General features: G+C 52.3%; 25 protein-coding genes. 16 read left to right on the forward strand and 9 right to left on the reverse strand.

The window, feature by feature from the left end:
* The first annotated feature begins 7 nt into the window (after positions 1–7).
* The 4 genes from ACOTYN_RS17955 to ACOTYN_RS17970 all read left to right on the forward strand — a co-directional run bounded on the left by ACOTYN_RS17955 (position 8) and on the right by ACOTYN_RS17970 (position 1,881).
* Positions 8–229, forward strand: coding sequence for a DUF987 domain-containing protein (locus ACOTYN_RS17955; protein ID WP_054622945.1), 222 nt, complete (start codon positions 8–10; stop codon positions 227–229).
* 18 nt (positions 230–247) lie between these two features.
* Positions 248–565: a type IV toxin-antitoxin system YeeU family antitoxin gene (locus ACOTYN_RS17960; protein ID WP_054622944.1), complete on the forward strand. Its 318-nt coding sequence runs from the start codon at positions 248–250 to the stop codon at positions 563–565.
* Between the two features lie 20 nt (positions 566–585).
* Positions 586–954, forward strand: coding sequence for a TA system toxin CbtA family protein (locus ACOTYN_RS17965; protein WP_071996064.1), 369 nt, complete (start codon positions 586–588; stop codon positions 952–954).
* 321 nt (positions 955–1,275) lie between these two features.
* Positions 1,276–1,881 (forward strand): hypothetical protein, encoded by a 606-nt coding sequence (locus ACOTYN_RS17970; protein WP_047625825.1) that lies wholly within the window; start codon positions 1,276–1,278, stop codon positions 1,879–1,881.
* Between the two features lie 63 nt (positions 1,882–1,944).
* On the opposite strand, the gene ACOTYN_RS17975 is transcribed toward ACOTYN_RS17970, so the two are convergent.
* Positions 1,945–2,604, reverse strand: a complete 660-nt coding sequence (locus ACOTYN_RS17975) for a DsbA family protein (RefSeq protein WP_047625823.1) — start codon at positions 2,602–2,604, stop codon at positions 1,945–1,947.
* A 129-nt stretch (positions 2,605–2,733) separates the two neighbouring features.
* On the reverse strand, positions 2,734–3,213 hold the full coding sequence (locus ACOTYN_RS17980; RefSeq protein ID WP_014884107.1) for a MarR family winged helix-turn-helix transcriptional regulator: 480 nt from the start codon (positions 3,211–3,213) through the stop codon (positions 2,734–2,736).
* Positions 3,214–3,353: 140 nt separating this feature from the next.
* Between ACOTYN_RS17980 and ACOTYN_RS17985 the strand changes: the two genes are divergently transcribed.
* The gene (locus tag ACOTYN_RS17985) at positions 3,354–4,175 is read left to right on the forward strand and encodes an alpha/beta fold hydrolase (protein WP_047625822.1); all 822 of its coding nucleotides are present in this window, start codon (positions 3,354–3,356) and stop codon (positions 4,173–4,175) included.
* Positions 4,176–4,251: 76 nt separating this feature from the next.
* Positions 4,252–5,019 carry an alpha/beta fold hydrolase gene (locus ACOTYN_RS17990; RefSeq protein WP_071922166.1) on the forward strand — a complete coding sequence of 256 codons (768 nt, stop codon included), beginning with the start codon at positions 4,252–4,254 and terminating at the stop codon, positions 5,017–5,019.
* A gap of 255 nt (positions 5,020–5,274) precedes the next feature.
* On the opposite strand, the gene ACOTYN_RS17995 is transcribed toward ACOTYN_RS17990, so the two are convergent.
* Positions 5,275–6,294 (reverse strand): NADP-dependent oxidoreductase, encoded by a 1,020-nt coding sequence (locus ACOTYN_RS17995; RefSeq protein ID WP_071922165.1) that lies wholly within the window; start codon positions 6,292–6,294, stop codon positions 5,275–5,277.
* Positions 6,295–6,393: 99 nt separating this feature from the next.
* On the reverse strand, positions 6,394–7,173 hold the full coding sequence (locus ACOTYN_RS18000) for an SDR family NAD(P)-dependent oxidoreductase (RefSeq protein ID WP_023330562.1): 780 nt from the start codon (positions 7,171–7,173) through the stop codon (positions 6,394–6,396).
* Positions 7,174–7,410: 237 nt separating this feature from the next.
* On the opposite strand from ACOTYN_RS18000, the gene ACOTYN_RS18005 reads away from it, so the two are divergent.
* The 3 genes from ACOTYN_RS18005 to yedF all read left to right on the forward strand — a co-directional run bounded on the left by ACOTYN_RS18005 (position 7,411) and on the right by yedF (position 9,578).
* Positions 7,411–7,959 carry a TetR/AcrR family transcriptional regulator gene (locus ACOTYN_RS18005; protein WP_071922164.1) on the forward strand — a complete coding sequence of 183 codons (549 nt, stop codon included), beginning with the start codon at positions 7,411–7,413 and terminating at the stop codon, positions 7,957–7,959.
* Positions 7,960–8,136: 177 nt separating this feature from the next.
* The gene (yedE, locus tag ACOTYN_RS18010; protein WP_023338394.1) at positions 8,137–9,348 is read left to right on the forward strand and encodes a selenium metabolism membrane protein YedE/FdhT; all 1,212 of its coding nucleotides are present in this window, start codon (positions 8,137–8,139) and stop codon (positions 9,346–9,348) included.
* Positions 9,345–9,578 (forward strand): sulfurtransferase-like selenium metabolism protein YedF, encoded by a 234-nt coding sequence (yedF, locus tag ACOTYN_RS18015; RefSeq protein ID WP_014884113.1) that lies wholly within the window; start codon positions 9,345–9,347, stop codon positions 9,576–9,578. The genes yedE and yedF overlap by 4 nt, the downstream gene beginning before the upstream one ends.
* Before the next feature lie 194 nt (positions 9,579–9,772).
* On the opposite strand, the gene ACOTYN_RS18020 is transcribed toward yedF, so the two are convergent.
* Together ACOTYN_RS18020 and ompW are read right to left on the reverse strand one after the other, a co-directional pair.
* The gene (locus ACOTYN_RS18020) at positions 9,773–9,943 is read right to left on the reverse strand and encodes a hypothetical protein (RefSeq protein ID WP_165766462.1); all 171 of its coding nucleotides are present in this window, start codon (positions 9,941–9,943) and stop codon (positions 9,773–9,775) included.
* Between the two features lie 146 nt (positions 9,944–10,089).
* Positions 10,090–10,722, reverse strand: a complete 633-nt coding sequence (gene ompW, locus ACOTYN_RS18025; protein ID WP_045269025.1) for an outer membrane protein OmpW — start codon at positions 10,720–10,722, stop codon at positions 10,090–10,092.
* Positions 10,723–11,003: 281 nt separating this feature from the next.
* Here ompW and ACOTYN_RS18030 point away from each other — a divergent pair, with 281 nt between their 5' ends.
* The 4 genes from ACOTYN_RS18030 (at position 11,004) to yciA (ending at position 13,275) form a co-directional block, all read left to right on the forward strand.
* The gene (locus ACOTYN_RS18030; RefSeq protein ID WP_032636276.1) at positions 11,004–11,408 is read left to right on the forward strand and encodes a YkgJ family cysteine cluster protein; all 405 of its coding nucleotides are present in this window, start codon (positions 11,004–11,006) and stop codon (positions 11,406–11,408) included.
* A 25-nt stretch (positions 11,409–11,433) separates the two neighbouring features.
* Positions 11,434–12,177 carry a YciC family protein gene (locus tag ACOTYN_RS18035; RefSeq protein ID WP_045269024.1) on the forward strand — a complete coding sequence of 248 codons (744 nt, stop codon included), beginning with the start codon at positions 11,434–11,436 and terminating at the stop codon, positions 12,175–12,177.
* Positions 12,178–12,235: 58 nt separating this feature from the next.
* Positions 12,236–12,775 (forward strand): septation protein A, encoded by a 540-nt coding sequence (locus ACOTYN_RS18040; protein ID WP_014884118.1) that lies wholly within the window; start codon positions 12,236–12,238, stop codon positions 12,773–12,775.
* Between the two features lie 104 nt (positions 12,776–12,879).
* On the forward strand, positions 12,880–13,275 hold the full coding sequence (gene yciA / locus ACOTYN_RS18045; protein WP_008502796.1) for an acyl-CoA thioester hydrolase YciA: 396 nt from the start codon (positions 12,880–12,882) through the stop codon (positions 13,273–13,275).
* 36 nt (positions 13,276–13,311) lie between these two features.
* Here yciA and tonB read toward each other — a convergent pair whose 3' ends face one another.
* Positions 13,312–14,040 (reverse strand): TonB system transport protein TonB, encoded by a 729-nt coding sequence (gene tonB, locus ACOTYN_RS18050; RefSeq protein ID WP_014884119.1) that lies wholly within the window; start codon positions 14,038–14,040, stop codon positions 13,312–13,314.
* 222 nt (positions 14,041–14,262) lie between these two features.
* On the opposite strand from tonB, the gene ACOTYN_RS18055 reads away from it, so the two are divergent.
* Complete coding sequence (locus ACOTYN_RS18055) at positions 14,263–14,559, forward strand: YciI family protein (RefSeq protein ID WP_045281228.1); 297 nt, start codon at positions 14,263–14,265, stop codon at positions 14,557–14,559.
* 35 nt (positions 14,560–14,594) lie between these two features.
* Here the strand turns inward: ACOTYN_RS18055 and leuE are convergent, their stop codons facing one another.
* Together leuE and ACOTYN_RS18065 are read right to left on the reverse strand one after the other, a co-directional pair.
* Positions 14,595–15,230: a leucine efflux protein LeuE gene (leuE, locus tag ACOTYN_RS18060; protein ID WP_014884157.1), complete on the reverse strand. Its 636-nt coding sequence runs from the start codon at positions 15,228–15,230 to the stop codon at positions 14,595–14,597.
* Positions 15,231–15,336: 106 nt separating this feature from the next.
* The gene (locus tag ACOTYN_RS18065) at positions 15,337–15,510 is read right to left on the reverse strand and encodes a YciY family protein (RefSeq protein ID WP_017384232.1); all 174 of its coding nucleotides are present in this window, start codon (positions 15,508–15,510) and stop codon (positions 15,337–15,339) included.
* 143 nt (positions 15,511–15,653) lie between these two features.
* Here ACOTYN_RS18065 and cls point away from each other — a divergent pair, with 143 nt between their 5' ends.
* Together cls and ACOTYN_RS18075 are read left to right on the forward strand one after the other, a co-directional pair.
* Positions 15,654–17,114 (forward strand): cardiolipin synthase, encoded by a 1,461-nt coding sequence (gene cls, locus ACOTYN_RS18070; RefSeq protein WP_008502791.1) that lies wholly within the window; start codon positions 15,654–15,656, stop codon positions 17,112–17,114.
* Positions 17,115–17,147: 33 nt separating this feature from the next.
* Complete coding sequence (locus tag ACOTYN_RS18075) at positions 17,148–17,477, forward strand: HI1450 family dsDNA-mimic protein (protein ID WP_003856748.1); 330 nt, start codon at positions 17,148–17,150, stop codon at positions 17,475–17,477.
* Positions 17,478–17,508 lie beyond the last annotated feature (31 nt).

The raw sequence follows: 17,508 nt of genomic DNA on the forward strand, positions 1-17,508 counted from the left end.
GTATGACATGAAAATTATTAGTAAACGCAAGGCAATGACGATATACCGCCAGCATCCTGAGTCCCGAATCTTTCGCTACTGCACCGGCAAATACCTGTGGCATGGCAGCGTCTGTCATTACACCGGCAGGGACGTTCCGGATATCACAGGAGTTCTGGCGGTATACGCCGAACGCCGTCAGGACCGCAACGGACCGTATGCCTGCCTGATGAGTATCACCCTGAACTGACAATAAAGAAGGTTATCAATGAGCAACATCACATGGGGCCTGCAGCGGGATATTACGCCACGCCTGGGAGCCCGTCTGGTGCAGGAGGGGAACCGGCTGCATTATCTGGCTGACCGGGCCAGCATCACCGGTAAGTTTAGTGATGCCGAATGCCTGAAGTTGGATGTCGCATTCCCGCATTTTATCAGTCAGATGGAATCAATGCTGACTACTGGTGAAATGAATCCTCGCCATGCCCACTGTGTCACTCTGTACCACAACGGTTTTACCTGCGAAGCCGATACCCTTGGTAGTTGCGGCTACGTATATATCGCCATTTATCCCACTCAACGCTAACGAATTTCACGAGAGCAAACATGAAAACTCTACCTGCTACAATTTCGCGGGCGGCGAAGCCTTGTCTGTCGCCCGTTGCAGTCTGGCAAATGCTTCTTACACGGCTACTGGAAAAACACTATGGTCTGACCCTGAACGATACGCCGTTCTGGGATCAAACCGTTATACAGGAACATATCGATGCCGGTATCACTCTGGCTAATGCCGTTAACTTTCTTGTAGAAAAGCATGAATTAGTACGTATCGATCGCACAGGATTTACCTCACAGGAACAAGCGCCATATTTGACTGTGACAGATATCCTTCATGCCAGGAGAGCATGCGGATTAATGAACAGTTGTTCGTATCGGGAAGTAAGTAATATTGTTCTTAGCCGATCACGGCAGTGAGGAGAGCTCCAGGAGTCGAGAAGATTTGCACGGTCTGTAACGAAATTGGTGATATTGGCGACTCGATGAAAGGCTCATCGAGTCCTATGAAAAACAAGGTGGGGGCACAAAAGGGGGCATTTATAAAGATGAAACAAGAAAATATATATATTTATCAATGGTTATATAGGTTGTGTTATGTTCCTATTATCGCACAGAGTGAACGCACCCTCGCTAAGTAGCTCAATATGCTTAAAATTCATGCCTATAGCGCACAAAGTGAAATAGATTTTCGTTCGAAGCCACTTATCATAGGTGTTTTGAATGAAAGTGGTGGTGTTAATGTCTGTGCTCAAAAGCTTTTTCTTCTTTCTTTTCGCGTCAGCAGCCTGCTCCTTGCCCGTACTTTGTCTGTGGGCGGATATCTCTTTATTTAATCTGGATATACCGGAGATATCGCTGACCGAAATTGTGCAGGAATCGGTTTTAGTGAGCATCGTATTTATTCACTTCCTCCTGGCGAAGAAATGGGAATTCATGCGCTATTGCAACATCCTGATCGGCGGCTTTTTCCTCTCCATGCTGATTCGCGAACTGGATGCATTTTTTGATCTTCTGGCTCATGGAAGTTGGGTGTGGTTTGCACTACTTTCCGCCCTTTGCGCTTTGCTTTATCCCGTTATCCATTTCCGACTTACTCTTACGCAACTGACCCACTATACCCGTACCCCGTGGTACGGCATGATGCTCAGTGGTCTGCTGGCAGTCCTGGTTTTCTCCCGGCTGTTTGGAATGCACGAATTATGGTACGCGATACTCGATCAAAGCTACGTCAGGGTGGTCAAGAATGTCGTGGAGGAAGGCAGCGAATCATTCGGGTATATGCTCTGCCTTATCGCATCTGCAGGGTACTACTGCTCTTTCCGTTCCCTCTCCCGCCAGAAATGATTCGGGCATTCGAACAGGTGATAAACGAAGCTCCGGTGTGTAAAACCGGAAGCCTCGTTTTGGCTACGCAAGCTTTGCCAGCGCCTCGCCGATGCTTTTTGCTCCACCGTAGAGATCGTGGCCGCTGATAATGTGCTCAGTGCTGTCAACCGTAACCAACAGCAGCGGAACCCCGCTGAAACCTTTTTGATTCATAAGACGCTTTACGTCAGCGATCCTGTCGTCCGTCAGGCTGCGAAGCGCGTTATCGGCATCAAGCCGGCCGGCAAAGTCATTAGGGTTGAGGTCAACGTTATTTTCCCGAGCCCAGGCGATACCGATCTCTTCCACCACATCACTTTGCGCGGTATCACGCCCCAGTAGATAGCGGGCATGTTGCAGTGCACGAAGCAGCCCTGCCTCTGCCGCCGGGCTGATTTCATGAAAAGCCGTAAGTGCCCGGTTCATAAACGTCGAATCAAAGCGTGCACCTGAGTTCAGGAGCTGGTGATAGCTCTCACTGAATGGCTGACCGGTCAGCGAAGCGATACGCCGATCGTTTGTCCACGCATATTCTGCCCATTGGGCGGTGATGTGCCGGGCACCCTCATCACAAAAAAGACCGCTGGGCATTAACGTGAGTTTTTCGATGTAATGCTGTGCCAGATAATTCAGGGCGGGCGAGCTGGCATAACACCAGCCGCAAAGTGGGTCAAAAAAATACTGTAGATTGTCAATGCGCATGTGGTATCCCCTGGGAATGATTAGCCCTCATCATAATGAGATTCCTCAATGCGAAAAACAGCCCTCCAGTAAATTCAGTGTTTCATAGAGCGTACGAATGGACAGTATGTCTCTGCCCGAATGACCCCATCAGGCCAGGTCATTGGCGTCCGGTTTCTGCGCGCGGTGGATCTTGTCACGGATCTTATCGACTGATGCTTTGATGTCAGCAATGATGTCGGCGTCCATCCCCAGGGTATCCACAATACAGCGCGTGATAGTGCTGGTCTCACTTTTCAGCGCCTCCCCCTTCTCCGTCAGGTGGATAAGCACTTCGCGCTCATCCTTCGGATTACGTGTCCGGGTGATCAACCCCGCAGTCTCCAGCCGCTTCAGTAAAGGGGTCAACGTGCTGGACTCAAGAAAAAGAATTCCACTCAGTTCCTTCACTGTTCGCCCATCCTGATTCCACAAGGTAACCATCACCAGATACTGGGGATAGGTCAGGCCAAGCTTATCAAGCATGGGACGATAGAGCTGAGTAAAAGCATGTCCCGCAGAGTAAAGAGAGAAACAGAGCATACCGTGCACATCTGGCAGGGAATCCTCGGAATTAGTGTGTTTAGTCATATGTCCTCCAGTCCCCTTAAAATAATTTGCATACGATTTAATTGCAAGCGATTGACAAAGGCAAAAAGGGCTGCCATATTCATTTGCACACAAACAAATCGCACACAAACAAATAACGCAACACATAACAGGAGTACAAAATGACAACTTTTATCACCAAAGACGGAACAGGCATTTTTTACAAAGACTGGGGTTCAGGTCAGCCTATCCTCTTCGCTCACGGATGGCCGTTATCGTCTGATGCCTGGGACCAGCAAATGCTGTTTTTCAGCCAGAATGGTTTCCGGGTCATCGCGCATGACCGTCGCAGCCATGGGCGTTCAGACCAGACTTTCCACGGCAACAATATGGATCAGTATGCGGACGATCTCGCTGAGCTGATTGAGTCGCTGGATCTGAAGGATCTGATTTTAGTGGGTCACTCCACAGGGGGCGGCGAAGTTGCACATTATATCGGCCGTCATGGTACCTCACGCGTGGCTAAAGTCGTTCTGGTCGGCGCAGTCCCTCCTCTTATGCTCCGGACGGATGCCAATCCAGACGGTACTTCGATTGAGGTGTTTGATGCTATCCGCGAAGGCACGGCCAAAAACCGCTCACAGTTTTACTTTGACCTGACAATTCCGTTCTATGGCTTTAACCGTGACCATGTCCCCACCAATGACGGGTTACGGGAAAACTTCCGCAGAATTGGCCTGCAGGGCGGCATTAAAGGGCAATATGACTGCATCCATGAGTTCTCTGAAGTCGATTACACACGCGACCTGCAGCAGATTGATCGCCCTACGCTGATTATTCATGGCGACGATGACCAGATTGTACCCATTAAGGCATCCGCACACCGCGCCGCTGAGATCGTTGCGAATGCGACGCTGACGATATATGCCGGCGGTTCACATGGACTGGCGGAGACAGAGGCCGAGCGCTTTAACGCTGACGTACTGGCCTTTATTCGCGGCTAGCCAGGTGGCCTGTTTCAGACAGGCCACAATCCCCCCTACGCATACCCTTTAAACTGTATTGAAAAGAGGAATGATCATGTCCAAATTTGCTGCCTCCCTTGCCGTTGCCGCCGTTCTGCTGTCTGCCAGCGCAATCGCCGAAACCGCTAAGCCGACCGTTGTCCTGGTTCATGGTGCCTTTGCCGACTCTTCTAGCTGGAATGGCGTTACCCGGATCCTGCAAAAGGATGGATACAATGTCGTTGCTGCCGCGAATCCGCTGCGTAGTGTTTCGGGTGATGCGGCTTACGTCTCTTCTGTGGTGAACAACATTAAGGGGCCGGTCGTCGTTGTCGGGCATTCCTATGGTGGCCAGGTTATTACGAACGCGGCCCGTGATACAAACAATGTCAAATCGCTGGTTTATGTCGCCGCATTTGCTCCGGACGCGGGTGAAGCCGCGGCCGACCTGGCAGGGAAATTCCCTGGCGGCACGCTTGGCCAGGCGCTTGCCACACCGGTGAAGCTGGCTGATGGTAGCGTCGATCTCTCCATCGATCGGACGAAGTTCCACCAGCAATTCGCGCATGACGTTTCAGCTGAAGAGGCGGCGCTGATGGCCGCAGGGCAAAGACCGATTACCGAAGCGGCTTTAACTGAAAAATCGGGTGCGCCAGCCTGGAAAAAACTGCCCTCTTACTTCATTTACGGTGACGGCGACAAGAATATCCCCGCCCAGGGTTTGCGATTCATGGCTGAACGCGCGGGATCAAAACACACCGTTGTGATTAAAGGCGCATCCCATGTCGTGATGGTTTCACATCCCCAGGATGTCGCCACACTTATCGAGGAAGCGGCGAAGTAAACATCACTCTCCCGCCCCGAAAGCCACCCCTCGCCTGAGGGGTGGCCATATCCGTAATGCCCTGGTTTTAATCCCGCGCAGAGTACAACGTATATTGAGTTTATCCTTCCCCCGACTCACTAAAACGTAGCGAAATATCCACGCCTTCAGTGACAAGGTCCGCAGCATAGGGGGCGGCAATGCGCAGGGTTCCACTCAGCGCATCACCATTATCTGCAGTCCGCCGCTGCAACGGCGCTCAAGCCTTCGTGGCTATTACCCATGAACTTTAACGACGACTTTCCCCTTTGCATGCCCGCGAGCCAGATAGGTGAAGGCGTCGCTCGTTTCGGCAAAGGGGTAAACCTTGTCGATTACGGGCTTGATGAGTTCAGCGTCCATCAGTTCACCGATTTGGCTGAGCTGGCTGCCATCAGGGCGAACAAAGAGAAACGAATAGGTCAAACCTCGCTTTTTTGACAGCCGCATGATTTTGCGGCTCATCAGCCCTAATACGAAACGCAGGAAAACATTAAGGTGTCGTTCCCGCGCGAAAGCAGCATCTAACGGCCCGATCAGGGAAATAATTTTCCCTCCCGGCTTAAGGATTTGCGTGGATTTCTCAATCGCGTCACCTCTGACAGTACCGAGGACAATATCGTAGCCGCTCAGCACTTTTTCGAATTCCTGCTTTCTATAGTCAACGACGTCATCTGCACCAAGGCGGCTCACCCAGTCAATGTTGGCTGCGCTGGTGGTCGTCCCAACCGTTGCGCCAAAGTGTTTCGCCAGCTGAATAGCAAAACTGCCGATTCCACCGGATCCGGCAGGGATAAATACTTTCTGCCCCGCTCGCAGCATCGCGCGTTCTGTCAGCGCTTGCCAGGAGGTGAGACTGACCATAGGAAGTGACGCGGCCTGTACGAAATCCAGACTGGCGGGTTTTAACGCCGCAAGGCTTTCTGGCACCCGGACAAATTCGGCCAGCGACCCCGTTCCCCTGTCAAAAATACTGGCGAAAATCTCGTCGCCTGCCTTGAATCGCGTCACGCGACGTCCTGTGGCAACGACAACGCCGGACACATCACTGCCCAAGGTCGCGGGGAGACTGAAATGCAGAACGCGTTTGAACATGCCGGTCGGGATCATGTTATCGATTGGGTTCAGACCTACTGCATACACTTTGACCAGAATTTCATCATCACCGGGGGACGGAAAATCGACGTCATCGATCCCCAGTCCCGGGGATTTACCATAGCGTTTAAACGTAAACGCTTTCATCGTCTTCTTATTCATTTGTCTTTTACTCTGCCGGGTTTGCCTGTGGCATGTTTCTTAACAACGCTGTTGCTGAGTGAAAAAACGATACTCAGTCCTATGCCGAATCCCCCGTGACTACACTTTGTAGCGCTCTGCCACGTTAGCCTGGTTGATGTCCGCAAGCAGAGCCTGACGCGTCCTCTCCAGGTCATCCCAGTGGGCAGCGTGTTGTAAAGGAGGGATGGTGACGAGTTCGCGACGGTCAAAGCCCGCCAGGGCTGCGTCAACTAACTGATCCACTTCCATCATCTCGGGCGCCTTACTGATATCAATACCGGCACGTTCCCAGATTTCGGTGTAAGTGCCGGCCGGAAGTACCGCCTGGACGTAAACGCCTGCGGAGGACAGCTCAAGATGCAATCCCTGTGACAAGAAAAGCACAAAGGCTTTGGTTGCACCGTAAATCGACATGCCAAATTCCGGGGCGAGCCCAACGACTGAACTGATATTGACGATCGCACCTTCTCCGGCGTTGACAAACCTTGGTGCCGCGGCACTGGCAAGTCTCGTCAGCGCGGTGACATTCAGGGCGATAAGACGCTCAATTGCCTCGGACGTCTGGCCGATAAAATGGCCCGACTGTGCGATGCCGGCGTTATTGATCAGCACCCCTATTTTTTCGTCTTCACGAAGACGCGTTTCCACCGTCGCTAACTCCGCTGCCTGAGTGAGATCGGCAGGCAGGACATCTACAGAAACGCCCTTCTCCTGTCTCAGACGTTCGGCAAGTGCGTCTAATTTTGTTTTATCCCGGGCAACCAGAATCAGGTCATGTCCACGGCTTGCAAACCTTTCCGCATAAACAGCACCAATACCCGTCGATGCGCCTGTAATGAGAACTGAAGTTTTCGTCATGTGTGATCTTCTTTATCAAATGTTAAACAGAATCTGCACCGTTCGATGCAGAAAAATCCGGGAGATATCCGGCTCTCTTTGCTGATCTCAGCCAGACTGACAGAGCGTGCCTTTCTCTGCGAAGCGCTGTCGGAGACACGAATTTAATGATGATGATCATAATCTATAAAGTCAACTGCTTTGATTATGATCATCATCAATGTATAATTGAGCCTTGTTTTATAGGGGGTGGGCAGCATGAAAGTGTCAAAAGAGCAGGTCCGGGAGAACCGGATGCGCATAGTTGAAACGGCATCCGAACTTTTTCGTGAACGCGGCTATGACGGCGTGGGCGTGGCGGAGCTGATGTCTGCTGCGGGTTTAACCCACGGCGGGTTTTATAAGCACTTTGGTTCGAAGGCCGACCTGATGTCAGAGGCCATGAATTGCGGGTTTGTGCATGCCGCGGAAAACCTGGCGGGTGTAGATCGAGAAAAGTTCATTGAATATTACCTCTCCCGGCAGCATCGCGATGATATGGCCGGAGGTTGCGTGATGTCTGCCCTGGGCACGGACACCGCACGCCAGTCCGAGTCCATCAAAGAGATATTTGCAGCCGGGGTTGAACGTCAGCTGGCAATGTTAAGCGACGAAAATGTCTCACGTGCTGACCTGATAAACACCTTTGCACATCTTGTCGGGGCTCTGGTGTTGTCCCGTGCCTGCCCGGATAATTCCGCGCTGGCTGACGAAATTCTGGATGTCTGCCGCTCTCGCATTCTGAGTAAGGCTCCGCGAAAGGAATGAATATTTTGCAGCCGGGGGTGTGATTGCCGGGAAATAACCGGAAGATTTAATGACGGAGGTCATAAAAAAAGACGCTATCCCGGAGAGTAGGTTTGGAGAGGTTTTACAGTAAGCCAAAAAGTTATATATTCCGGCCCGTTAAATCCAAATACACCTTCTGAGTTCAGAGGCTTACTCATGTCATGGCAATACTTCAAACAGACTTATTTAGTTAAGTTCTGGTCACCTGTTCCGGCCGTTATCGCGGCAGGCATTCTCTCTACTTATTATTTCGGCATTACCGGTACCTTCTGGGCCGTGACCGGCGAGTTTACCCGCTGGGGTGGTCAACTTCTGCAACTCGCTGGCGTGCATGCCGAAGAGTGGGGCTACTTTAAACTCATTCACCTTGACGGTACTCCGCTTACCCGCATCGACGGAATGATGATCATCGGGATGTTCGGCGGCTGTTTCGCAGCGGCGCTGTGGGCAAATAACGTCAAGTTGCGCATGCCCAAAAGCCGCATCCGCATTATGCAGGCGGTCGTCGGCGGGATTATTGCCGGATTTGGTGCTCGCCTGGCGATGGGCTGTAACCTTGCCGCGTTCTTCACGGGTATTCCGCAATTTTCACTGCATGCCTGGTTCTTTGCCGTCGCCACCGCGATTGGCTCTTACTTCGGTGCAAAATTCACCCTGCTGCCGCTGTTCCGTATTCCGGTAAAAATGACCAAAGTTAGCGCGGCGTCGCCGCTGACCCAGAAGCCGGACCAGGCGAAACGCCGTTTTCGCCTCGGTATGCTGGTCTTTTTTGCCATGATCGCGTGGGCAATCTGCACAGCGCTGAATCAACCGAAACTCGGCCTGGCGATGTTGTTCGGCGTAGGGTTCGGTCTGCTGATCGAACGCGCGCAGATCTGCTTTACCTCCGCGTTTCGCGATATGTGGATCACCGGACGAACCATGATGGCAAAAGCGATCATTGCCGGTATGGCGGTGAGCGCCATCGGCATTTTCAGCTATGTACAACTCGGTGTTGAACCGAAAATCATGTGGGCCGGTCCTAACGCGGTGATTGGTGGCCTGCTGTTTGGCTTCGGAATTGTGCTGGCGGGCGGGTGTGAAACCGGCTGGATGTATCGCGCCGTCGAAGGCCAGGTGCATTACTGGTGGGTCGGCCTTGGTAATGTCATTGGTTCAACCATTCTGGCGTACTACTGGGATGATGTCTCACCTGTACTCGCAACAAACTGGGATAAGGTCAATCTGTTGAGCACCTTCGGTCCGCTCGGCGGCCTGCTGGTAACCTATGCCTTGCTGCTGGTCGCTTTTTTACTGGTTGTCGCGCAGGAGAAACGTTTCTTCCGTCGCACCACCGCTAAACCTGAAACGCAGGAGAACGCTGCATGAAAGAGATCGTGCCTGACTATCGACTGGATATGATCGGCGAACCCTGCCCTTATCCGGCAGTGGCTACCCTTGAAGCGCTACCGCAGCTCAAAAAAGGGGAAATTCTGGAGGTGGTGAGCGACTGCCCGCAATCCATTAACAACATTCCTCTGGATGCTAAAAACCATGGCTACACAGTGCTGGATATTCAGCAGGACGGGCCAACAATCCGCTATTTGATTCAAAAATGAACGTTCAGGCCTCGTCAGAGGCCTTTATCGCATTGAATTATAAGACCTCTTGATCGAGGGCAAAGCCGCCGCATCTGACTTAAGTAAAATCTCATATCCATTTTGAAGGAGGTTTTCGCAGTTTGATGTATTTACGAGCTTTAGTGGTTTTCGCCTTATTGATTCCCTTTCACGTGCTATCCCTGAATTTCTCTTCAACCTTCCTCCGCCTTGACTGTCCGGAAAGAGGACTTGTCGAGGTTATTCTGCACGTTTACGACCATACGCAGGAACGGTGGCGCGGCCAGTTTGAAACTGGCGCAGGGCACAAGCGCGCGGGTGACACCGAAATGATCCCGTTTGCTAATGGCGATATTCTTTTTCATTCGGTGTCCAGCGACGCATTTAGCTATTTATATGATGGGGAAACGAAACTCAGGCACTGCGTAAAACTTGACGAGCGGCCGGTTTATCCATCGTTTTGAAGGCTGCAAAAACAAACTGGCCACCTGGTGGCCAGTTTGAGGGGGGATTAGAAGCGATAACCTGCAGAGAACATAAACACCCACGGATCGAGGCGAGTATTGATACTTTGCTGCTCACCGCCCGCTTTAAAGCGTACGTCTGTATCAATGTCCATGTACCAGACTGAGGCGTTGATCAGCCAGTCGCGGTTAATCAGATAATCCAGACCGACCTGCCCCGCCATACCCCATGAATCTTTAAGGCTGAGGTCCGTCAGACCGGCCGCTTTACCGGTATCGTTAAACTTCTCATCAAAGAAGGTGGTGTAGTTTACACCGGCGCCAATATACGGACGCACCTTGCTGCTGGCATCGCCAAAGTACCATTGCGCCATCAGCGTTGGCGGTAAATGGTGAACGGTGGCGATATCACCGGTCGGGCCGAGACCCACGCGATGGCGGAACGGCGTTGCCGCCAGAAGCTCGACACCAATGTTATCCGTCGCCATATAAGTAAACGTTAAGCCTAACTGGGTGTTATTACTGACGTTAAAACCGCCCATACCCAGCACGTTATCAGAGCCCTCTGTTGGGCGAACCGTGGCCGAACCGGCACGAATAAAGAATTCACCTGCTTCGTGCGCATACGCGCCGCCAGAGAGACTGCTTAATACAAGGGCTGCCACCGCTAATTTTTTCATATCCGCTCCATCGTTGTGGTTTTAATAGCGGGTGAGAATATACTCACAAAAGAGTAATAAGTGATCTGCCACAGATCACATTAAAACCAGTAAGTTAACATTCATTGATCTGGGTTAATTTTTTGTGGCACTTTGAAAAACATTAAGTTGTTTCCATGTCAATTTTTGGCATTTCACAGTTACAAAATTTTCTCTTTTCCCCCTCTTGCTCTTCCTCAGGCGGCTGGCTAATTTATCGCTCTCACAAATTGATTTGATGCGTTCTTTTTTGCAGGTGTGCCATGAGTGAAGTTAACCCGTGCATGACGTGCGGAGCCTGTTGTGCGTATTTTCGAGTCTCTTTCTACTGGGCCGAGGCCATCGATGGCGGCGGTACCGTTCCGGTTCATCTCACTGAGCCGTTAACCCCTTTTCTGCGCTGTATGCGCGGCACGAACCAAAAACAGGCTCGCTGCGTCGCGCTTCAGGGTGAACCCGGGGTCTCAACCCGGTGTTCCATCTATGAGGATCGCCCCAGCCCCTGCCGGGAATTTGCTATGTCAGGGGAAGACGGGCAGGTCAACGACGCCTGTAATCGCGCCCGCGCACGGGTCGGATTACCGCCGCTTTACAAAGATATGCTTTTCCATACAAGCCTTGATGCTGCCACAGCAGGTGCATCCGGTGTACAATTGCCGGCTAATTAACACCTGCAATACTCAAGGAGAGTGCATGTCTATCACGGCGAAGTCTGTCTACCGTGACACGGGAAACTTTTTCCGCAATCAGTTCATAACTTTTTTACTGATCGCGTTGCTTTGCGCCTTTATCACTGTGGTGCTGGGCCATGCCTTCTCACCGAGTGATGAACAGATTGCCAGCCTGAGCCAGGGTGACAATCTGGCAGGAAGCGTCGGGTTGTTTGAACTGGTGCAAAACATGACGCCAGAGCAGCAGCAAATCCTGCTGCGGGCTTCAGCCGCATCGACGTTCTCTGGTCTCATTGGTAATGCGATTCTGGCGGGCGGCGTTCTCCTGATGATTCAGCTGGTGTCAGCGGGCCATCGGGTCAGTGCCTTACGGGCGATTGGTGCCAGTGCCCCCGTTTTGCCGAAGCTGTTTATCCTGATCTTCTTAACCACCCTGCTGGTTCAGATGGGGATTATGCTGGTCGTGGTGCCGGGCGTGTTGCTGGCTATCGTGCTCTCTTTTGCCCCGATCATAATCGTGCAGGACAAAATGGGTATTTTTACCGCAATGCGCAGCAGTATCAGGCTCGCATGGGCGAATATGCGTCTGGTAGCCCCTGCCGTGATCGGCTGGCTGCTGGCGAAAACGCTTCTGCTCCTGTTTGCGCCGAATTTTGCGGTTTTAACGCCTAATGTTGGCGCGGTAGTCGCGAATACGCTGAGCAACCTGATTTCAGCGGTACTGCTGGTCTATCTGTTCCGCCTGTATATGTTAATTCGTCAGTAATCCTGATGCCGGGAGCATGACCCGCTTCCCGGCTCAACAGAGAAGATGGAATCACAGAATGAAGCAGTTTCTTGATTTTTTACCGCTCGTGGTCTTTTTCGCGTTTTATAAGCTGTATGACATCTATGCTGCGACCACTGCGCTGATTATCGCGACCGCGGTTGTGCTGATCTACAGCTGGGTACGTTACCGTAAAGTCGAAAAAATGGCGCTGGTCACGTTCGTGCTGGTCGCTGTTTTCGGCGGGCTGACCCTGTTCTTCCACAATGATGAATTCATCAAGTGGAAAGTCACGGTGATATACGCGCTGTTTGCAGGCGCATTGTTAATCAGCCAGTGGGTTATGAAAAAACCGCTTATCCAGCGCATGCTGGGTAAAGAGCTGACGCTGCCGCAGCAGGTCTGGTCCCGACTGAATATTGCCTGGGCGGTGTTCTTTATTCTTTGCGGTCTTGCCAATATCTACATTGCCTTCTGGTTGCCGCAAAATATTTGGGTCAACTTTAAGGTCTTCGGCCTGACCGCCCTGACGCTGATTTTCACCCTGCTCAGCGGCGTTTACATCTATCGCCATATGCCGCAGGACGATAAGCACTAACTGCTGGTTGACCAGAACGTGTTCGACAGGCGTTCTGGTCTATTCTCTCCGCTGTGAAATCATAGTAGCATCCCGCCTGAAGTCTTCCGTTACGAGTTAAAACAATGACAACAACTAACGCCCCTCAGGGCGAACTGGTTTTACGCACACTGGCAATGCCCGCTGACACTAATGCCAATGGCGATATTTTTGGCGGCTGGCTGATGTCGCAAATGGATATGGGCGGCGCAATTCTGGCAAAAGAGATAGCTCACGGACGCGTGGTAACAGTGAGGGTCGATGGGATGACCTTCCTGCGCCCGGTGGCGGTAGGTGACGTGGTGTGCTGTTACGCGCGCTGCGTCAAACGCGGCAATACCTCCATCTCTATCAACATTGAAGTCTGGGTGAAGAAGGTCTCTTCAGAACCGATTGGACAGCGCTATAAAGCTACTGAAGCACTGTTTATTTATGTGGCAGTGGATAGCGAGGGTAAACCTCGTCAGCTTCCGCAGGCCTGATTATCTGACAAAAAAGCCTCCATCCGGAGGCTTTTTTTATTCCATCTGCGCCCCGCCGTTCAGGCGGAAGACAATGTTCACGATCAGTCCGCTACCCGGTTTACCGGCTTCGTAGCGCCATCTGCGCATCGCCGATTTCACTTCGCGTTCAAACATATTAGAAGGCTGAGCGGACAAGATTTGCACGTTATCAACGCGGCCATCTGCGGTAACGTCAAATTTCACCCGCACGCGGCCTTCAATACGTAAAGCCTGCGCTCGCGCCGGATACTGAGGCTGGTTTCGGCTCAGTGCTCGCGGGCCCGCTGGCGCGGCAACCGTTGGTTTTGGCGCCGGTGCGGAGTTGTTCATTACCGGACGTGAAGGTGCGGCATTCTCAACCGTCTGGGTCGCGCGTGGCTCAACCGGACGTTCTTCGCGTTTCGGACGCTCCTCGACCTTCTTCACCGGCTTTGGCTTCGGCTTAGGTTTGGGCTTCGGTTCAGGTTTATGGATCACCACCGGGGCTTCCTTCGGTGGCGCCGGAACAGGCTCGGGCTCTGGCTCCGGTTCAGCAACCGGCTGTGGCGGTGGCGGTGGCGGTGCGACCTGCGGCGGCTCGAGATCCGCAGGCGATACCATGGTCACCGAAATCGGCTGCGCGGGTGCGGGCATTTCAATAACCTGATGAACCGAGGTATAGAGCAAACCCGCCACGACAGCACCGTGAATCACGACGGAGAGCAGCGTCGGCCAGGGAAAGCGGCGAGGTAAATCAAGGGTCATCGAAGTCATAGTCATCAACGTTAAAAAATCGAACCCTGATTTTAAATGCAAATAGCAATCATATTCAATAAGACACTTTGTTCTGGCGCAATTTAAGCGTCAATGTGGCCAAAAAAGGGGCATTCAGATCAGGGTATTAACATTGTTTTTATCTTTACATTGCAGTCAGTTGCCCTTTCACATAACGTAACTGACACTTTAAAACGCTTAAGGAGCTTCACCGTGCTTTACGTGATTTACTCTGAAGATGTCGCTGATTCACTTGAGAAACGCCAGTCTGTCCGCCCTGCTCACCTGGCACGCTTACAGCTGCTACAGGATGAAGGTCGTTTGGTGACCGCTGGCCCAATGCCTGCTGTCGACAGCAACGACCCGGGTGCAGCCGGTTTTTCTGGCTCCACGGTTATTGCAGAGTTTGAATCTCTGGAAGCGGCGCAGGCCTGGGCTGACGCAGACCCGTACGTTGCGGCGGGCGTGTATGCGAAGGTGACGGTGCGACCGTATAAGAAAGTGTTCTGATATAACTAAGGCTCCCTCAGGAGCCTTTCTTCACATCAATGCAGTGACGCTAACCGCGCCGCAAACCCGACAAACAGCAGCCCTATCAGCCCGTTCCCCAGCTTTGCCAGTTTCTTTTTGGTTTTCAGATAACGCGTGACAAACGCACCGGAGAAGATCAGGAAGCTCATGTACATAAAGCTAATCAACTCAAGCGTGGTGGCGAGGATCAGAAAAGAGGTCCCGGTATTTTGTGCATTCACGTCAATAAACTGCACAAAGAACGAAACGTAGAACAAAATCGCTTTTGGATTCGTCAGGCTCAGTACCAGGGCGCGTTTCATGATCATACTGGCAGGTTCAGTTCCGCTCTCATGAGCATGATTCTGACGGTTAATCACCGACCAGAGCATTTTGCCGCCCAGCCAGAGTAAATAGAAAGCACCCAGATAACGTACGATATTAAACAGTACAGGCGTGGTCTGGATTAAAGCCGCGACACCGGCCCAGGCGAGAAACATCAGAACCGCATCGCCGATAAACACACCTGTGGCGGCAAGATATCCTTTTTTAACGCCGTGACCGATCCCGGTCTTCAACACAAACAGGGTATTCGGGCCCGGCACCAGCACAATAAAAAATGCGCCAACAACATACGTCCAGAAATTCAGTACGCCAAACTCCGCAAACACCTCTCCCTCCTTTTGCTAAACATCACCGGAATATCGCAGCAATAACGATATTCTCTAAATAAGACACTATAAAATCAGCGGGCACCTTGCGGTGCCCTCAGGGTTTTCAGATATCCTGGACGGCGAACAGCAACGCGTTGCGGTGCCTGTTCAATCCACATTTTCTGATGGCGTGGATACGCATATTGCGGCGGGATTGTGCTTCCAGCCAACGAGCCTTACGACGACTCACCTGTCGCAACATGCGCCAGCGCCCTACTTCTGTTCTACTGCGCTTCATGTCTACAACTCTTTCTCAAACAGAGCCGCCATTATAAACCCAACCCGGCAGCAAACCAGCGCTTTTACCTGGCGTTTTTATTTGCCAGATGAATCCTGATGCGTACACTCATAACAATACGCTTTCAAAAGGATTTTTTAACCATGACAACCTTCTACACCGTGGTGAGTTGGCTGGTCATTTTGGGATACTGGCTGTTAATCGCGGGTGTGACATTACGCATCCTGATGAAGCGCAGAGCCGTACCCTCTGCCATGGCCTGGCTTCTGATCATTTACATCCTCCCGCTGGTGGGAATTATTGCCTATCTCTCTTTCGGTGAGCTTCATCTGGGTAAACGCCGGGCCGAGCGGGCGCGTGCCATGTGGCCTTCCACCGCGAAGTGGCTTAACGATCTTAAAGCCTGCAAACATATCTTTGCCGAGGAGAACAGCAGCGTAGCCTCCTCGCTGTTTAAGCTCTGCGAACGGCGTCAGGGGATTGGCGGCGTTAAGGGGAACCAGCTCCAGCTTCTGACCTCCTCCGATGACGTGATGCAGGCGTTGATCCGCGATATCCAGCTTGCTCGCCATAACATTGAGATGGTGTTCTATATCTGGCAGCCCGGCGGCATGGCCGACCAGGTCGCTGAATCCCTGATGGCGGCCGCGCGTCGGGGGATCCACTGCCGTCTGATGCTGGACTCCGCAGGCAGCGTGGCGTTTTTCCGCAGCCCCTGGGCAGGCATGATGCGTAATGCCGGTATCGAAGTGGTTGAGGCGCTGAAGGTAAATCTCCTGCGCGTCTTTCTGCGCCGGATGGACCTACGCCAGCACCGTAAAATGATCATGATTGATAATTATATTGCCTACACCGGCAGTATGAACATGGTTGACCCGCGCTTCTTTAAACAGGACTCCGGCGTCGGGCAATGGGTGGATCTGATGGCACGAATGGAGGGGCCGATTGCCACCTCGATGGGAATCGTGTACTCATGCGACTGGGAGATAGAGACCGGCAAGCGTATTCTGCCCCCACCGCCAGATGGCAACATCATGCCGTTTGAAGAGGCCAGCGGTCATACTATTCATACCATTGCCTCCGGGCCGGGATTCCCGGAGGACTTAATTCATCAGGCGCTGCTGACGGCTACCTACTCAGCGCGTGAATATTTGATCATGACGACGCCCTACTTCGTCCCCAGCGATGACCTGCTGCACGCGATCTGTACCGCAGCGCAGCGCGGTGTCGATGTGAGTATCATTTTGCCCCGCAAAAATGACTCGCTTCTGGTGGGCTGGGCCAGCCGCGCCTTCTTTAGCGAACTGCTGGCCGCCGGGGTGAAAATATACCAGTTTGAAGGCGGGCTGCTGCACACCAAGAGCGTGCTTGTCGACGGTGAGTTAAGCCTGGTGGGCACGGTAAACCTCGATATGCGCAGCCTGTGGCTGAACTTTGAAATCACCCTGGTGATTGATGACGCCGGATTTGGCGGTGACCTGGCGGCGGTGCAGGATGATTATATCTCCCGCTCGCGGCTGCTGGATGCCAGGCTGTGGGTAAAACGACCGCTGTGGCAGAGAATAGCTGAACGACTGTTTTACTTCTTTAGTCCGTTGCTGTAAAACGTGCCCAACGATGTTAAACAGGTAGTCATCATGGAAATGGATCTGAACAATCGCCTGACCGAAGACGAAACGCTCGAGCAGGCCTATGACATTTTTCTCGAACTGGCGGTTGATAACCTCGATCCCGCGGACGTGATCCTCTTTAATCTGCAGTTCGAAGAGCGCGGCGGTGCCGAATTGTTCGACCCTGCAGAAGACTGGGCTGAACATGTGGATTTCGACCTGAATCCTGACTTCTTTGCCGAAGTGGTGATTGGGCTGGCTGACGAAGATGGTGGGGAAATTAACGACATTTTCGCTCGCGTTCTGCTCTGCCGGGAGAAAGACCACAAGCTGTGCCACATTCTCTGGCGCGAATAATAAAAAAGGCTGCGATGGCAGCCTTTTTTAT

This window comes from Enterobacter cloacae complex sp. IR5458 (genome assembly GCF_049238025.1).
Classification (GTDB): Bacteria; Pseudomonadota; Gammaproteobacteria; order Enterobacterales; family Enterobacteriaceae; genus Enterobacter; species Enterobacter kobei.

Excerpts from the sequence above, each read along its gene's own strand:
- ACOTYN_RS18075 (WP_003856748.1), top strand. The coding sequence starts at position 17,148 with ATGGAAATGGATCTGAACAATCGCCTGACCGAAGACGAAACGCTCGAG.
- ACOTYN_RS17975 (WP_047625823.1), bottom strand. The coding sequence starts at position 2,604 with ATGCGCATTGACAATCTACAGTATTTTTTTGACCCACTTTGCGGCTGG.
- ACOTYN_RS17960 (WP_054622944.1), top strand. The coding sequence starts at position 248 with ATGAGCAACATCACATGGGGCCTGCAGCGGGATATTACGCCACGCCTG.
- ACOTYN_RS17995 (WP_071922165.1), bottom strand. The coding sequence starts at position 6,294 with ATGAATAAGAAGACGATGAAAGCGTTTACGTTTAAACGCTATGGTAAA.
- ACOTYN_RS18040 (WP_014884118.1), top strand. The coding sequence starts at position 12,236 with ATGAAGCAGTTTCTTGATTTTTTACCGCTCGTGGTCTTTTTCGCGTTT.
- tonB (WP_014884119.1), bottom strand. The coding sequence starts at position 14,040 with ATGACCCTTGATTTACCTCGCCGCTTTCCCTGGCCGACGCTGCTCTCC.
- ACOTYN_RS18020 (WP_165766462.1), bottom strand. The coding sequence starts at position 9,943 with ATGAAAAAGAATATCGCCATTAGCAAACGGGATCATTTCGGTGTCACC.
- ACOTYN_RS17970 (WP_047625825.1), top strand. The coding sequence starts at position 1,276 with ATGTCTGTGCTCAAAAGCTTTTTCTTCTTTCTTTTCGCGTCAGCAGCC.
- ACOTYN_RS17980 (WP_014884107.1), bottom strand. The coding sequence starts at position 3,213 with ATGACTAAACACACTAATTCCGAGGATTCCCTGCCAGATGTGCACGGT.
- ACOTYN_RS18030 (WP_032636276.1), top strand. The coding sequence starts at position 11,004 with ATGAGTGAAGTTAACCCGTGCATGACGTGCGGAGCCTGTTGTGCGTAT.
- ACOTYN_RS18000 (WP_023330562.1), bottom strand. The coding sequence starts at position 7,173 with ATGACGAAAACTTCAGTTCTCATTACAGGCGCATCGACGGGTATTGGT.
- ACOTYN_RS18005 (WP_071922164.1), top strand. The coding sequence starts at position 7,411 with ATGAAAGTGTCAAAAGAGCAGGTCCGGGAGAACCGGATGCGCATAGTT.
- ACOTYN_RS17990 (WP_071922166.1), top strand. The coding sequence starts at position 4,252 with ATGTCCAAATTTGCTGCCTCCCTTGCCGTTGCCGCCGTTCTGCTGTCT.
- yedE (WP_023338394.1), top strand. The coding sequence starts at position 8,137 with ATGTCATGGCAATACTTCAAACAGACTTATTTAGTTAAGTTCTGGTCA.
- ACOTYN_RS18065 (WP_017384232.1), bottom strand. The coding sequence starts at position 15,510 with ATGAAGCGCAGTAGAACAGAAGTAGGGCGCTGGCGCATGTTGCGACAG.
- ACOTYN_RS17955 (WP_054622945.1), top strand. The coding sequence starts at position 8 with ATGAAAATTATTAGTAAACGCAAGGCAATGACGATATACCGCCAGCAT.
- ACOTYN_RS18035 (WP_045269024.1), top strand. The coding sequence starts at position 11,434 with ATGTCTATCACGGCGAAGTCTGTCTACCGTGACACGGGAAACTTTTTC.
- cls (WP_008502791.1), top strand. The coding sequence starts at position 15,654 with ATGACAACCTTCTACACCGTGGTGAGTTGGCTGGTCATTTTGGGATAC.
- ompW (WP_045269025.1), bottom strand. The coding sequence starts at position 10,722 with ATGAAAAAATTAGCGGTGGCAGCCCTTGTATTAAGCAGTCTCTCTGGC.
- yciA (WP_008502796.1), top strand. The coding sequence starts at position 12,880 with ATGACAACAACTAACGCCCCTCAGGGCGAACTGGTTTTACGCACACTG.
- ACOTYN_RS17965 (WP_071996064.1), top strand. The coding sequence starts at position 586 with ATGAAAACTCTACCTGCTACAATTTCGCGGGCGGCGAAGCCTTGTCTG.
- ACOTYN_RS17985 (WP_047625822.1), top strand. The coding sequence starts at position 3,354 with ATGACAACTTTTATCACCAAAGACGGAACAGGCATTTTTTACAAAGAC.
- yedF (WP_014884113.1), top strand. The coding sequence starts at position 9,345 with ATGAAAGAGATCGTGCCTGACTATCGACTGGATATGATCGGCGAACCC.